Source organism: Paenibacillus elgii NBRC 100335 (assembly GCF_004000865.1).
Taxonomy (GTDB): domain Bacteria; phylum Bacillota; class Bacilli; order Paenibacillales; family NBRC-103111; genus Paenibacillus_G; species Paenibacillus_G elgii.
Genome location: NZ_BIMB01000065.1, coordinates 1 through 13099 on the forward strand (window position 1 = coordinate 1; position 13099 = coordinate 13099).

Sequence of the window (13099 nt, forward strand, 5' to 3'; positions counted from 1 at the left end):
CGGCTCGCCGCTCATCGGCGCCGCCGCGGGAGCGGGCTTCGCCTCGGGCGCTTCGCCGCCAGCGGCTTTCGCACCGCCGCTGTCCGCCTCTGCGCCGCGCTTCGCGGGAGCGTCCTCGCTTGCAACCGCTTCCCCGGCGGACGCTTGGCTTACGCTAGCTTTCGCCGTATCGCTCGCCGGCTCGCCGGCTGCACCCGCTTTCACTCTATCGCTCGCAGACGGCTCGCCTGCGTTCGCTTTCGTATTCTCGTCCGCCGTCGTCTGCTCGCTGGAAGCGGCTTCCGCTTGATCGCCCGACGGGTTCGCGCTGGCGTCCGCTTTCGCTTGCTTCTGCTCTTCGGCAGCGGCCGCATCAGCTTTCTCTCGCTTTTGCTCCTCGCTCATCGATTGGTCACCTGCTTACCGGTTTTCGCTTCATAGCGGATTTTTTCCTGCAGCTTGTTGATGCCGTAGATCAGGGCGGCCGGATTCGGCGGACAGCCGGGAATATATACATCGACCGGAACAACTTGGTCAACGCCCTTCACTACCGCGTACGATTTCACATACGGGCCGCCTGCCGTGGCACAGGAGCCCATCGCAATGACCCACTTCGGCTCCGGCATCTGCTCGTACAAGCGCCTCAAGAGAGGGGCCATCTTCTTCGTCACCGTACCGGCGACGATCATCACATCCGACTGGCGCGGGGACGTCCGGAAAATAACGCCGAAACGGTCCAAATCGTAATGGGACGCGCCCGTGCCCATCATTTCGATGGCACAGCAAGCAAGTCCGAAAGTCAACGGCCACAGCGAGTTGCTGCGGGCCCACGCCTTCACCTGCTCCAACGTCGTCATGAATACGTTGCGCTCAAGCTCCTGCCGTTCCTCCGGCGTAATGCTCTCTAAATTGAAGTCCATTGCAGCACCTTCTTCTTCCAAGCGTAAAGTAAGCCTATGACCAGCAAGCCAACAAATATGCACATCTCTACAAGCGCAAACAAGCCTAATTGCTTATACGCAACGGCCCATGGGTACAAAAATACAGTTTCCACATCGAAGATGACAAACATCAGCGCGAAGAGGTAATACCGGATGTTGAAACGGACATGACCCGTACCTACCGGCTCGTTACCGCTTTCATAAGTCGTATACTTTTCCTCCACCGGTTTGTAGGGACGGAGCCAGCGACCGATTGTAAGCGCTGCAATTGGAAGCAATACCGCTAAGAAGAGAAAAATCGTTACGACCACGTAATTGTTCATGTACATCGCGAACGAACCGCCTCCCTTATTATATTAGGTCCCGCCTGCGTCTTGCTTTTGCAGGACAGTTGTTAATGCTATGCCTTCCCAATTATAACAAAAGCCATTTGGGGTGTCTAACATTTTCATCCACTTTCACAATGCCTTCATAAGTCGGGAAGCCTAATCCCATACAATCCGTTCAATATACCGGAATAACTAGAAAAAAAGACGGAGGAACCGTGTTCCCCCGTCTTTTTGGTTCAACTATTACTTTTTCCCAGAGACGTCAATTCGATTCATTGCACGCTGCAAAGAGAGTTCCGCCCGCTTGAAGTCGATATGGTCTTTTTTGGCTTGAGACAATCGACTTTGCGCCCGTTCTTTCGCTTTCTGTGCACGCTCGACATCGATCTGTTCCGGCAGCTCGGCGCTTTCCGCCAGTATAACCACCTTATCCTTGCGCACTTCCATAAAACCGCCGTTTACCGCGATAACCGTGTCTTTCGACCCTTTCAGTTTCACAGTAATCGGAGCGATTCGTAATGGAGTGACCAGCGGAATGTGATTCGGCAGAATTCCAAGCTCCCCTTCAACGCCCTTTACGACAATCATGTTCGCCTGTTCGGCGTACACTTTACGCTCGGGGGTGACGATTTCCAACAGGAATGTGCTCACTTGGATTCCCCTCCTAAGAGTTTGCCTAGGGGCAAACTACTTCGTAAGCATAAGCTGGGCTTTCGTAAGAAAGCCACATCGTAAGCATTAGTCTTGCCGCCGAAGCCCGATTCTTTTGCAGAATCGGCGCTTCAGCCGCGTTCTATATCATTACAGCGTTTTTGCCTTTTCGATCGCGTCTTCAATCGTACCCACGTTGTGGAACGCAGGCTCCGGAAGGTGGTCGTGCTTGCCTTCGAGAATTTCTTTGAAGCTGCGGACGGTTTCTTTAACCGGCACGTACAAGCCAGGGATCCCGTTGAACGCCTCGGCCACGTGAAGCGGCTGGGACAGGAACAAACGGAGACGGCGAGCGCGGAGTACGACCAGTTTGTCCTCGTCGGACAACTCGTCCATACCCAAGATCGCGATTATATCGAGCAGCTCTTTATAGCGCTGAAGAATCCGTTTCACGCCTTGAGCGACATTGTAATGCTCTTCGCCGAGAATTTCCGGCGTCAAAATCCGGGAAGACGAAGCGAGCGGGTCTACCGCAGGGAAAATACCGGCGGCAGCGATGCTACGCTCAAGGTTCGTCGTTGCGTCCAAGTGAGCAAATGCCGTTGCCGGAGCCGGGTCGGTGTAGTCGTCCGCCGGAACGTAAATCGCTTGGATGGAAGTAACGGAACCTTTTTTCGTCGAAGTGATCCGCTCTTGCAGCTGACCCATCTCGGTAGCCAGCGTCGGCTGGTAACCTACCGCGGAAGGCATACGGCCGAGCAATGCGGAAACCTCGGAGCCCGCTTGGGTAAAGCGGAAGATGTTGTCGATAAACAGAAGCACGTCGCGGCCTTCTTCGTCACGGAAATATTCCGCCATCGTCAAACCGGACAATGCCACGCGAAGACGCGCACCCGGCGGTTCGTTCATCTGTCCGAAAACCATCGCGGTTTTCGAGATAACGCCGGAGTCCTTCATCTCGTGATAAAGGTCGTTACCTTCACGCGTTCTTTCGCCTACGCCCGCGAATACGGAGATACCGCCGTGCTCTTGAGCGATGTTGTGGATAAGCTCCTGCATTGTAACGGTTTTACCTACGCCTGCACCGCCGAAGAGACCGATCTTACCGCCCTTCGCATAAGGAGCCATCAAGTCGATAACTTTAATTCCCGTTTCAAGGATTTCCGCCTTCGTCGACAAGTTGTCGAACGCAGGAGCGGCTTTATGAATCGGGCTGACGTTGGTACGGTCGACTTCTGTCGTTCCGTCGATCGGATCACCAAGCACGTTAAATACGCGGCCCAGCGTAGCCGGACCTACCGGTACGGAAATCGGAGCTCCAGTATCGACGGCGTCAATACCGCGTACCAAACCGTCCGTGGAAGACATCGCGACACAACGAACCAGGTTGTCGCCAAGGTGTACCGCAGCTTCAACCGTCAGGCTGATGTCGTGCTCGCCTTGTTTTTCGGCTTTCTTTTCAATCTTAATGGCATTCAAAATCTCAGGGAGGTGTCCACGTTCAAACTCAATGTCAACGACCGGCCCTGTGATATTCACAACGCGCCCTTTGCTCATGTTTTCCCTCCTCAAAGTTTTGCCTATGGCAAAACTGTCTTCGTAAGCATTCGCTTAAGTTTTGCCGTAGGCAAAACTGCATCGTAAGCCTTATCTGAGCTTTGCCGGAGGCAAAGCCATTACGTACCATGATTCGATCTAGGCGTTAGCGTTCGCACCGGCGACGATCTCGGAAATTTCCTGTGTGATCGAAGCCTGACGCGCACGGTTGTAAGACAACGTCAGTTCGTTGATCATCTTCGTCGCGTTCTTCGTTGCGCTGCTCATCGCCGTCATTCTAGCACCGAACTCGCTGGCCTTTCCGTCCAGTACCGCACTGTATATGAGCGTCTCGGCATACTTGGGAAGGAGCACTTCCAATACGCCTTCGGCAGACGGCTCGTACTCGTAGGCTGCTGTTGTTTCGACGGATACGTCTTCCATCGGGAGAAGGCGTTTGACGGTCGGGATTTGAGTCATCGCATTTTTAAACTGGTTGTAGACCAAGAACAATTGGTCATACGACCCGTTTTCGAAATTAGCTACCGCTGCAGCCGCAATCGACTTAATATCCGAGAACGTCGGCGAATCGGAAAGTCCGGTAACTTCCTCCAAAATCGGAACGTTCCGCTTCTTGAAGAAGTCTCTGCCTTTGCGTCCGATCACGAAGATCGAATATTCGGCAGGAGAGCTGTGCTTTTCCCGGATTTCCGACATCACCTTCCGCAACACGTTGGCGTTGTAACCGCCGGCCAGACCGCGGTCGGACGTGATGACCAAATAACCGGTCTTTTTCACCTCGCGGGTTTCGAGCATCGGGTGCTTCACACCCTTCGTTCCCGCAGCGATGCTGCCGACCACTTCCTTCAGCTTATCCGCGTAAGGACGGGCGGACTCCGCCGCCATTTGGGCTCTTCTAAGCTTGGAAGCCGCAACCATTTCCATGGCCTTGGTTATTTGTTTCATGTTTTGCTTGGATCTGATCGCGCGCTTAATCTCGCGCATCCCTTTTGCCATACCTGCTCACCTCTCTTTCGAGGCTTCTCCGCTTGCTTCCGCAGGCCCTGAACGACCAATGCTTCCGCAAGGGAGAACCTTCATCGAAACGCTTGTTTCAGGCTTATCGTAGAGCGCCGGGTTTCTTCAGCAGATTCCCGGGTTAATTATATATTACTCGGAAACCGAGAAACTTCTTTTGAACTGTGCGATCGCGTCCGTCAATGCTTTCTCGTTATCCGCGGTCAAGTCTTTCGTGTCGCGGATGCTTTGGAGAATTTCCGGACGGCTGGTGTCCAAATAAGTCAGGAATTCGGACTCGAAACGAAGCACGTCTTTCACCGGGATATCGTCCAGATGGCCTCTGACAACCGTAAAGAGGGAAGCCACTTGACGGTCAAGACCCATCGGCTGGTAAACGCCTTGCTTCAAAATTTCAAGCGTGCGCTCGCCGCGGTTCAAACGGCTTTGCGTCGCTTTATCCAGGTCGGAACCGAACTGTGCGAATGCGGCAAGCTCACGGTACTGAGCCAAGTCGACGCGGAGCGTACCGGCAACTTTTTTCATCGCTTTCGTTTGTGCGGAGCTGCCTACCCGGGATACCGAGATACCGACGTTAACCGCCGGACGTTGGCCGGAGTAGAACAGATCGGACTCCAGGAAGATCTGTCCGTCCGTAATCGAGATTACGTTAGTCGGAATATATGCGGATACGTCGCCTGCTTGCGTTTCGATAAACGGCAGCGCGGTGATCGAACCTCCGCCCAGCTCGTCGTTCAATTTCGCAGCGCGCTCCAGCAAACGGGAGTGCAGATAGAAGACGTCGCCCGGATAAGCTTCCCGGCCCGGAGGACGGCGAAGCAACAAGGACAGCTCGCGGTATGCAGCCGCTTGTTTGGACAAGTCGTCGTAAACGATCAGGACGTGCTCGCCTTTGTACATGAAGTACTCGCCCATCGCGCAGCCTGCGTAAGGAGCAAGCCACAGCATCGGGGACGGCTCGGAAGCCGAAGCGGTAACCACGATCGTGTATTCGAGCGCGCCTGCTTTACGCAGCTGCTCTACGACGCCGACAACAGTGGATTGCTTTTGTCCGATCGCAACGTAAATACATTTTACGCCGTTGCCTTTTTGGTTGATGATCGTATCGATGGCGATTGCGGTTTTACCCGTTTGACGGTCGCCGATGATAAGCTCCCGCTGACCGCGGCCGACAGGAATCATCGCGTCAATCGCCTTAATCCCGGTTTGCATCGGTTCATGAACCGATTTACGGGCCATAACGCCCGGAGCCGGGGATTCGATCGCACGGAAATTCGTTGTGTTGATCGGACCTTTGCCGTCTACCGGTTGACCGAGCGGATTCACGACGCGGCCCAGCATTTCCTCGCCTACGGGAACTTCCATGATGCGGCCGGTACGTTTCACTTGGTCGCCTTCGCGGATGTCGGTGTAAGGCCCCAGAATAACGATACCTACGTTGCTTTCTTCAAGGTTAAACGCATATCCCAACACGCCGTTGGGAAACTCGAGCAGTTCGCCTGCCATGACGTTCTCCAAGCCGTGCGCACGGGCGATACCGTCACCGACCTGAATAACCGTACCTACGTCAACCACTTGAATCTCGGATTTATATTGTTCAATCTGCTGCTTAATCAGCGTGCTGATTTCTTCCGGTCTGATACTCAAATTCCCTCACCCCTATCTACAGTGCTTGAGATTGATTCAACGTTTTGTGCAGACGCTCGAGCTTGCCCGCCAAGCTTCCGTCGTACAGACGGTCGCCGATGCGGACTTGAATGCCGCCGAGCAATCCTTTATCGAGAACCGATTCCACACGGATTTGTTTGCCGGTTAATTTGCCGAACGTTTCGGCAATCGTGCCGAGTTCCACTTCGCTGAGTTCCACCGGCGTGTATACGGTGGCGCTTGCTTGACCGAGCGCATCGCTGGCGATTTTGCTGTAAGCTTTCGCGAAAGCTTCCAAAGTCTCTTCCCGGCGGCGCTGGATGAGCAGCTTCAGCGTGTTAATAACGACTTCAGATACGTCCGCATCGAAGATTTGCTTGATCAACCCGATCTTTACATCAGCCTCGATGCCCGGATGCTTGATGAGCTTGAACAGGTCCGGATTCTCGTTTAAGACCGCAATGACCTTTCCGAGCTCTTGCTCAACTTGAGCAACCCGGTCGGACTCCCTAGCAACATCGAATAATGCCTTGGCGTACCTTTTGGCTGCGATCAGATCCTGGCTCATCGGTTGCCCCCTACTTCTTTCAAGTAGTGTTCAACCAACTCTTCCTGGGACTTCTCGTCAACTTGCTTCTCGATAATTTTGGAAGCGATCATGACGGACAAAGCGCTGACTTGACCGCGAACGGCAGCAATCGCTTTGTTTTTCTCGCTCTCGATATCCTGAAGCGCTTCGTTTTTCAAACGAGCTGCCTCCGATTTCGCTTGCTCCACGATTTCTTCGCCTTGCTTGGCGCTTACTTTGCGTGCTTGCTCGATGATCTCGTGAGCTTCTTTGCGAACATCCTGCATCGCTTGCTTTTGTTCGGCCAGGAGTTGCTCCGCATCACGGCGATTTTTGTCAGTAGATTCGATTTGCTCGGCAAGCATGCGCTTGCGCGCTTCCATGATTCCCATCAATGGTCCGAAAGCGTATTTATTTAAGAGCCAATAGAGGATTAGAAAAGCCACCATGGCGAATACAAAAGATTCCCAGTGCCAACCCATAGCACCCATTTATGCCACCCCTTTCAGTCATTTCAGGCAAAACGAAGGCGTGGATGGCTCTTGCCTTCCGCGCCAAACCGATTTCATTCAATTAAGCACCGAAGAAGATCAGGAATCCGAGTACGACGCCGATGATCGGAACAACCTCGACGATACCAACACCGATAAACATAGTCGTTTGAAGCGTACCGCGGAGCTCAGGCTGACGAGCGATACCTTCGACTGTTTTGCTGACGATCAAACCGTTACCGATACCTGCGCCAAGTGCGCCCAAACCGATTGCCAAAGCTGCTGCCAAAAATCCCATTGTTAAAATCCTCCTCAACTGATAACTAATTTTTTTTGTTTGATTTCCTTAAATTCGCAGACCGACACGAAGGCGAGTATCTAAATTAATGCTCCTCATGCACGGTAGCTTGCGAGATATAAACCATGGTAAGAACGGTGAACAAGAACGCCTGAATCGCGCCTACGAAAATACTAAACCCTTGCCATGCGATAAGCAACGGAGTTCCAAAGATACCAGCCATCAAAATGGTGGCGATCAATACCTCGCCCGCAAAAATGTTCGCGTACAAACGCAAAGCGAGCGTCAGAGGCTTGGAGATTTCTTTGATCAAATTTAGAGGGAAGAAGAACCAGAATGGCTCAAAATAGTGTTTCAAATAGTGCTTCGTATTCAGCTTAAGACCTAGATAGTGGACCAATGTGATAACGATGACAGCCAAACCGAAGGTTACGGAAACGTCGGCCGTCGGCGATTTCCACCAAGCAACCTCAACTCCGTGACCGCCGTGGGCGCTTTTGATCATCTCTTCAGAAACAATCGTATAGCCGAACAGCGTCAGCGGTTGCTCATGCGTTGTCACGATACCGAAGGGAAGCCCCAACAGGTTGGCTACGAAAATAAACATAATCAAGGTCATACCTAGCGAAACAAAAGGCTTCACTCTGTTTAAAGGCATGGTGCTGGCAACGATGCCGTGTACGAACTCGACAACCCATTCCAGAAAATTTTGCATTTTGGAAGGATTGGTGACGGACAGGCTTCTTACGGACAACCTGGCCAGAGTGAACACGATAACGCAAGTGACGATAATCGCCAGAAACGTGGAGATATCGATGTTCAATCCACCGAGCTGCCATACCGGAAATTTATGCATTTTAACATTTCCCTCCTTTCCATGCACTACGATTGATTACTTCTAAAAAATATACCCATCAGGAGTGTTACCAATTGGACAAAGAATAATCCAATAATGGTAAAAACAAGGTTGAATTGCGGCAGCTTCACGGCGATCATCACCGCGATTAGCGCCATGCACATCCTGGAGACCGTTCCCAAATTGACTCGCTTGCCCATGTATTCGTTTGCGTTCCGGGAAACCGATTCAATTTTCATGGCCAAAAGCCAGGCGTTGATCAGGCTGACCGTCAGGCCGAGCATCAATCCGCACACATATGTCCGGTAAGCCGGCAAGAAGGCCCATACCAGCAGCAGGGCAGACAAAAAATACAGCGTAACACGAACAACAGACTTTAACTGGTTCTTCATTTATTCCCGTTTGTCCTCCAGAAACCGTTTTAGTACCAGTATGACCGTAAAGATACCGATTGCAAAACCAATCAATACCCCGACGATCAACCAAGTCTTTGTACCGCCACCCCAATGTTTGTCGGCCAAGCTCCCTATGAAATACCCAACCGTTGTGCATACGACAATGTCGATACCCAAAGCGCTGACCAATGCGGCCGCGCGCCAAGGCTGATTGTACGGATCCTTTTCATTCATGGAATGCCACCCTACAATCCTAGTATATTTTATCGAAGCAAAGTCAATTTTGTCAATTGTGCAACTTGGCAAGATTTCTATGACAAAACTCACAAAAACGTTGATATATCAAGGTTTTTTTGGCCCTCAAACCAAACAGTGCAACTGTACGCTGTAGCGTTTGTCAATATATTGTCACGGTTGGAACGGTTCCGGCCTGTCCGGCGTATGTCCAAAATGGTAAAGGATGGCCTGAACGATCCGTTCGGATGCTTTTCCGTCACCGTATGGATTGGCCGAGCGGCTCATTTTCTCATACAGCGCCTCATCGCTGAGCAGCGCTTTTGCCCGCTCGTACACATGCTGCTCGTCCGTCCCCACCAGCTCGAGCGTCCCGGCGTCAATGCCTTCCGGCCGCTCGGTCGTTTCGCGCAGCACGAGCACCGGTACGCCGAACGAAGGAGCTTCCTCCTGCATCCCGCCCGAATCGGTCAGAATCAGATGCGCATGCCGGTAAAAGTTGTGGAATTCCAGCACGTCGAACGGCTCGACCAGCTTGATCCGGTCATGCCCGCCGAGCATCTCGTGAGCCGGTTCCTTAACGGCCGGACTCGGATGCACCGGATACACGATGACAATATCTTCAAACTCGTCAACCAGCCTGCGCACGGCGCGGAAAATTTGCCGATGCGGCTCGCCCTGCGACTCCCGGCGGTGAGCGGTCATCAGCACGAGGCGCTTGCCCTTCGCCCACTCCAGCAGCGGATGGGTGAACTGCTCCTGTACCGTATATTGAAACACATCCGTCACGCTGTTGCCAGTGACATAGATCGCGTTCTCGGGCTTATTTTCCTTGCGCAGGTTGCCGGCGGACCAATTCGTCGGCGCAAAATGCATGTCGGCCAGTACGCCCGTAAGCTGGCGATTCATCTCTTCCGGATACGGGGAAAGCTTGTTCCACGTGCGCAGACCGGCTTCCACGTGCCCCACTTGAATCTGCTGTAGGAAAGCCGCATAGCTGGCAAGGAACGTCGTCAGCGTATCGCCGTGAACGAGAATGATGTCCGGCTTCTCTTCCTTGAACACGGGATCGAGTCCCTGCAGCACGCGAATGGTGATTTCGTTCAGCGTCTGGCGGTCCTTCATGACGTCCAGATCGTAGTCCGGCTTGATTTTGAAAATATCGAGCACTTGATCAAGCATCTGGCGATGCTGCGCCGTAACGCATACGAGCGACTCGATCTGCTCCGGGTGCTTCTCCAGCTCTTTCACCAGCGGAGCCATCTTGATCGCTTCCGGTCTTGTCCCGAAAATCGTAATGACTTTAGTTTTTTTCATGCTTTGCGGTTTCCCCTTCCCGAAGACTTTATTTCGTTCCGAACAACCGGTCGCCCGCGTCTCCGAGCCCCGGCACGATATAGCCGTGGTCGTCCAAATAATCGTCGATGGCCGCTACGTAAATATCGACGTCCGGATGCGCCTGCTGTACGGCTTGGACACCTTCGGGAGCGGCGATCAAACACATCAGCTTGATCTGCGTGCAGTTGCGCTTCTTGAGCGCCTCGATCGCCGCGTTCGCCGAGCCTCCCGTGGCCAGCATCGGATCGATCACAATCAGCTCGCGCTCCGTAACGTCCGTCGGCAGCTTGGCGTAATATTCGACCGGCTCCATCGTTTCCGGGTCCCGGTACAATCCGATATGACCCACTTTAGCTGCCGGGACGAGCTTCAGAACGCCGTCCACCATGCCGAGCCCCGCTCTCAGAATCGGAATAAGTCCAAGCATCCGCCCGGAAATTACCCGGCCTTCCGCCGTGGTGACAGGCGTGCGCACCTCCACCTTCTCCAGCGGAATATCTCTTGTGATTTCGTAGGCCATCAGCGTGGCCACCTCGTCGACAAGCTCGCGAAAATCTTTCGTTGTCGTATTTTCGTCCCGTATGTACGTTAACTTATGTTGGATCAGCGGATGATCGCAAACAAATACTTTTCCCATGCCTTGCTCCCCCTACTAACGCTATGAAGCCAAACCTTGTCTATTATACCACAACTATAAGAAGTAATCCCAAATCACCTGAAAAATATGCAGCTTCGACAAAAATGATCCACGTGGAACAATAAAATCGGCACGCGGTAAGGGCGGCAGGCCTGCTGTAAGCCTGGCTCCGAGCACAACACAAAAGAACCGGCCCCTCACAAGGAAGGTCCGATTCTTTTGCAAAAAGCGAATTAGTATTGAAGCCCCGAATAAAGCGGGAACTGTGCCGTCAAGTCTTTGACCATCCCGCGCACCTTGTCATGAACCGCCGCGTCGGACGGATTTTTCAGGGTCAGGGAGACGATCTTCGCGATCGTCTTCATCGCTTCTTCGTTCATGCCGCGGGACGTTGCCGCCGGTGTGCCCAGACGGATGCCGCTTGTCACGAACGGGCTGGTCGGATCGTACGGGATCGCATTTTTGTTAACGGTGACGCCGACTTCGTCAAGAAGATGCTCGGCTTCTTTCCCCGTAATATTCAAGCTGCGCAGGTCGATGAGCATCAGGTGGTTGTCCGTACCGCCGGACACGATGTTGATGCCTTCGGCCGACAAAGCTTCGGCCAACGCTTTGGCGTTGTTGATGACGTTTTGCGCGTACGTCTTGAACTCCGGCTGGAGCGCTTCGCCGAACGCTACGGCTTTCGCTGCGATGATGTGCATCAGCGGACCGCCTTGCGTGCCCGGGAAGACCGCTTTATCGATCGCCGCCGCCCAAGGCTTGCGGCACAAAATCAAACCGCCGCGCGGACCGCGGAGCGTTTTGTGCGTCGTCGTCGTGACGAAGTGCGCATGCGGCACCGGATTCGGATGCAGACCGGCTGCAACCAGACCCGCGATATGCGCCATGTCCACCATGAAGAGCGCGCCGACGTCTTCGGCGATTTTGCCGAGCGCTTCAAAGTCGATCGTACGCGAGTACGCGCTTGCGCCAGCTACGATCAGGCGAGGTCTATGCTTGAACGCCGCTTTGCGGACGTCGTCGTAATCGATGCGGGCATCTTTCTCGGATACGCCGTACTCGACGAAATTGTACAGAATGCCGGACGCATTCACCGGGCTGCCGTGCGTCAAGTGACCGCCGTGGGACAAGTTCATGCCGAGAATCGTATCGCCAGGCTTCACCGCTGCAAGATAGACAGCCATGTTCGCCTGCGCACCGGAGTGCGGCTGTACGTTCGCATGCTCGGCGCCGAACAATTCTTTCGCGCGGTCGCGGGCGATATCTTCCACGATGTCGACGTATTCGCAGCCGCCATAGTAGCGCTTATGCGGGTAGCCTTCGGCGTATTTGTTGGTCAACACCGTACCCATCGCTTCAAGCACGGCTTGGCTGACAAAGTTTTCGGAAGCGATCAGCTCGATTTTGTCGCGTTGACGGCCGAGCTCCAAGTTCATCGCCTCAACGATTTTCGGGTCCTGTTTGCGCAAATGTTCCATAATGAATAAGTCCTCCTCATAGTTAAAATGATTTATAGTTATTATGACTGTTCATCGCAGCTTTCTTCTCCACGAGGCGGCTCTGCCGTATAAACGGCGCGGGCTCCGCCGATCAGCTTCGGACGGGTAACCGCCATCAGCACGGGCGCCTCGCCGATCTGCCGGATCGACGGCCGGACCGGTACGGCTACGCGCTTCAAGTGCATCCCGATCAACGTGCCTCCGATATCGATACCCGCATGTGCTGTCACCGTCTCCACGACGACGGCGTCGGCCAGCTTCCGGTAGGCGTACGAGGCCATGGAGCCGCCGGCCTTCGGTACCGGGATGACGCTTACCTGCTCCAAGCCGTACCGCCGCATCGCTTCCCGCTCCATCACGAGCGCCCGGTTCAAATGCTCGCAGCACTGGTACACCGGGAAAAAACCGGCTTCTGCCCTCACGGCTTCCACCGCTTCATAGATCTCCCTGGCGACCACTTCGCTGCCCCCGGTGCCGATATGGCGGCCGAGCACTTCGCTCGTGCTCGTCCCGATTACGATGAGCCGGCCCGGTTCGATTTTCCCGGCCTGGACCAACTCCCGGACAATCGTTTCGACTTGCGTACGGACGGACGCCACAGGCGAAGCCGGGGCTTGCCCGCTTTGCACATTAGGCTGTTCGGTCATCGATCTCACCCT

General features: G+C 53.9%; 16 protein-coding genes and 1 pseudogene. All 17 read right to left on the bottom strand.

What is annotated here, in order from left to right; translation table 11 throughout:
• Positions 1–384, bottom strand: a pseudogene (locus PEL01S_RS30365) (hypothetical protein); the annotation flags it as partial.
• Entirely contained in the window at positions 381–899 is a 519-nt protein-coding gene (locus PEL01S_RS30370) for a NuoB/complex I 20 kDa subunit family protein (protein ID WP_010500430.1), read from the bottom strand. The gene PEL01S_RS30370 and the pseudogene PEL01S_RS30365, both read right to left, overlap by 4 nt.
• Positions 884–1249, bottom strand: a complete 366-nt coding sequence (locus PEL01S_RS30375; protein WP_010500431.1) for an NADH-quinone oxidoreductase subunit A — start codon at positions 1247–1249, stop codon at positions 884–886. The genes PEL01S_RS30370 and PEL01S_RS30375 overlap by 16 nt, the downstream gene beginning before the upstream one ends.
• A 243-nt stretch (positions 1250–1492) precedes the next feature.
• A complete protein-coding gene (locus PEL01S_RS30380; protein ID WP_063183379.1) occupies positions 1493–1900 on the bottom strand; it encodes a F0F1 ATP synthase subunit epsilon in 408 nt (135 codons plus the stop codon).
• A gap of 150 nt (positions 1901–2050) precedes the next feature.
• Positions 2051–3457, bottom strand: coding sequence for a F0F1 ATP synthase subunit beta (gene atpD / locus PEL01S_RS30385; RefSeq protein ID WP_127462897.1), 1407 nt, complete (start codon positions 3455–3457; stop codon positions 2051–2053).
• 138 nt (positions 3458–3595) lie between these two features.
• Positions 3596–4453: an ATP synthase F1 subunit gamma gene (gene atpG / locus PEL01S_RS30390; RefSeq protein ID WP_108535313.1), complete on the bottom strand. Its 858-nt coding sequence runs from the start codon at positions 4451–4453 to the stop codon at positions 3596–3598.
• 153 nt (positions 4454–4606) lie between these two features.
• Complete coding sequence (gene atpA / locus PEL01S_RS30395; protein WP_063183387.1) at positions 4607–6121, bottom strand: F0F1 ATP synthase subunit alpha; 1515 nt, start codon at positions 6119–6121, stop codon at positions 4607–4609.
• A gap of 16 nt (positions 6122–6137) precedes the next feature.
• Positions 6138–6689, bottom strand: a complete 552-nt coding sequence (locus tag PEL01S_RS30400; RefSeq protein ID WP_127462898.1) for a F0F1 ATP synthase subunit delta — start codon at positions 6687–6689, stop codon at positions 6138–6140.
• Positions 6686–7171 (bottom strand): F0F1 ATP synthase subunit B, encoded by a 486-nt coding sequence (gene atpF, locus PEL01S_RS30405; protein WP_063183478.1) that lies wholly within the window; start codon positions 7169–7171, stop codon positions 6686–6688. The genes PEL01S_RS30400 and atpF overlap by 4 nt, the downstream gene beginning before the upstream one ends.
• Positions 7172–7262: 91 nt before the next feature.
• Positions 7263–7478 carry a F0F1 ATP synthase subunit C gene (gene atpE, locus PEL01S_RS30410; RefSeq protein ID WP_010500439.1) on the bottom strand — a complete coding sequence of 72 codons (216 nt, stop codon included), beginning with the start codon at positions 7476–7478 and terminating at the stop codon, positions 7263–7265.
• A gap of 85 nt (positions 7479–7563) precedes the next feature.
• Positions 7564–8334 carry a F0F1 ATP synthase subunit A gene (atpB, locus tag PEL01S_RS30415; RefSeq protein WP_063183390.1) on the bottom strand — a complete coding sequence of 257 codons (771 nt, stop codon included), beginning with the start codon at positions 8332–8334 and terminating at the stop codon, positions 7564–7566.
• 26 nt (positions 8335–8360) lie between these two features.
• Positions 8361–8726, bottom strand: a complete 366-nt coding sequence (locus PEL01S_RS30420; protein ID WP_036682796.1) for an ATP synthase subunit I — start codon at positions 8724–8726, stop codon at positions 8361–8363.
• Entirely contained in the window at positions 8727–8963 is a 237-nt protein-coding gene (locus PEL01S_RS30425) for an AtpZ/AtpI family protein (RefSeq protein ID WP_063183393.1), read from the bottom strand.
• 174 nt (positions 8964–9137) lie between these two features.
• Positions 9138–10280, bottom strand: a complete 1143-nt coding sequence (gene wecB / locus PEL01S_RS30430) for a non-hydrolyzing UDP-N-acetylglucosamine 2-epimerase (RefSeq protein WP_063183395.1) — start codon at positions 10278–10280, stop codon at positions 9138–9140.
• Between the two features lie 28 nt (positions 10281–10308).
• On the bottom strand, positions 10309–10938 hold the full coding sequence (gene upp / locus PEL01S_RS30435) for a uracil phosphoribosyltransferase (RefSeq protein ID WP_063183398.1): 630 nt from the start codon (positions 10936–10938) through the stop codon (positions 10309–10311).
• 233 nt (positions 10939–11171) lie between these two features.
• The gene (gene glyA, locus PEL01S_RS30440; RefSeq protein ID WP_063183401.1) at positions 11172–12419 is read right to left on the bottom strand and encodes a serine hydroxymethyltransferase; all 1248 of its coding nucleotides are present in this window, start codon (positions 12417–12419) and stop codon (positions 11172–11174) included.
• A 41-nt stretch (positions 12420–12460) separates the two neighbouring features.
• Positions 12461–13087 (bottom strand): TIGR01440 family protein, encoded by a 627-nt coding sequence (locus PEL01S_RS30445; RefSeq protein ID WP_127462899.1) that lies wholly within the window; start codon positions 13085–13087, stop codon positions 12461–12463.
• Positions 13088–13099 lie beyond the last annotated feature (12 nt).

Coding starts and splice junctions, on each gene's coding strand:
- PEL01S_RS30370 (WP_010500430.1), bottom strand. CDS start 899: ATGGACTTCAATTTAGAGAGCATTACGCCGGAGGAACGGCAGGAGCTT.
- PEL01S_RS30375 (WP_010500431.1), bottom strand. CDS start 1,249: ATGTACATGAACAATTACGTGGTCGTAACGATTTTTCTCTTCTTAGCG.
- atpD (WP_127462897.1), bottom strand. CDS start 3,457: ATGAGCAAAGGGCGCGTTGTGAATATCACAGGGCCGGTCGTTGACATT.
- atpG (WP_108535313.1), bottom strand. CDS start 4,453: ATGGCAAAAGGGATGCGCGAGATTAAGCGCGCGATCAGATCCAAGCAA.
- PEL01S_RS30400 (WP_127462898.1), bottom strand. CDS start 6,689: ATGAGCCAGGATCTGATCGCAGCCAAAAGGTACGCCAAGGCATTATTC.
- atpF (WP_063183478.1), bottom strand. CDS start 7,171: ATGGGTTGGCACTGGGAATCTTTTGTATTCGCCATGGTGGCTTTTCTA.
- atpE (WP_010500439.1), bottom strand. CDS start 7,478: ATGGGATTTTTGGCAGCAGCTTTGGCAATCGGTTTGGGCGCACTTGGC.
- atpB (WP_063183390.1), bottom strand. CDS start 8,334: ATGCATAAATTTCCGGTATGGCAGCTCGGTGGATTGAACATCGATATC.
- PEL01S_RS30420 (WP_036682796.1), bottom strand. CDS start 8,726: ATGAAGAACCAGTTAAAGTCTGTTGTTCGTGTTACGCTGTATTTTTTG.
- PEL01S_RS30425 (WP_063183393.1), bottom strand. CDS start 8,963: ATGAATGAAAAGGATCCGTACAATCAGCCTTGGCGCGCGGCCGCATTG.
- wecB (WP_063183395.1), bottom strand. CDS start 10,280: ATGAAAAAAACTAAAGTCATTACGATTTTCGGGACAAGACCGGAAGCG.
- upp (WP_063183398.1), bottom strand. CDS start 10,938: ATGGGAAAAGTATTTGTTTGCGATCATCCGCTGATCCAACATAAGTTA.
- glyA (WP_063183401.1), bottom strand. CDS start 12,419: ATGGAACATTTGCGCAAACAGGACCCGAAAATCGTTGAGGCGATGAAC.
- PEL01S_RS30445 (WP_127462899.1), bottom strand. CDS start 13,087: ATGACCGAACAGCCTAATGTGCAAAGCGGGCAAGCCCCGGCTTCGCCT.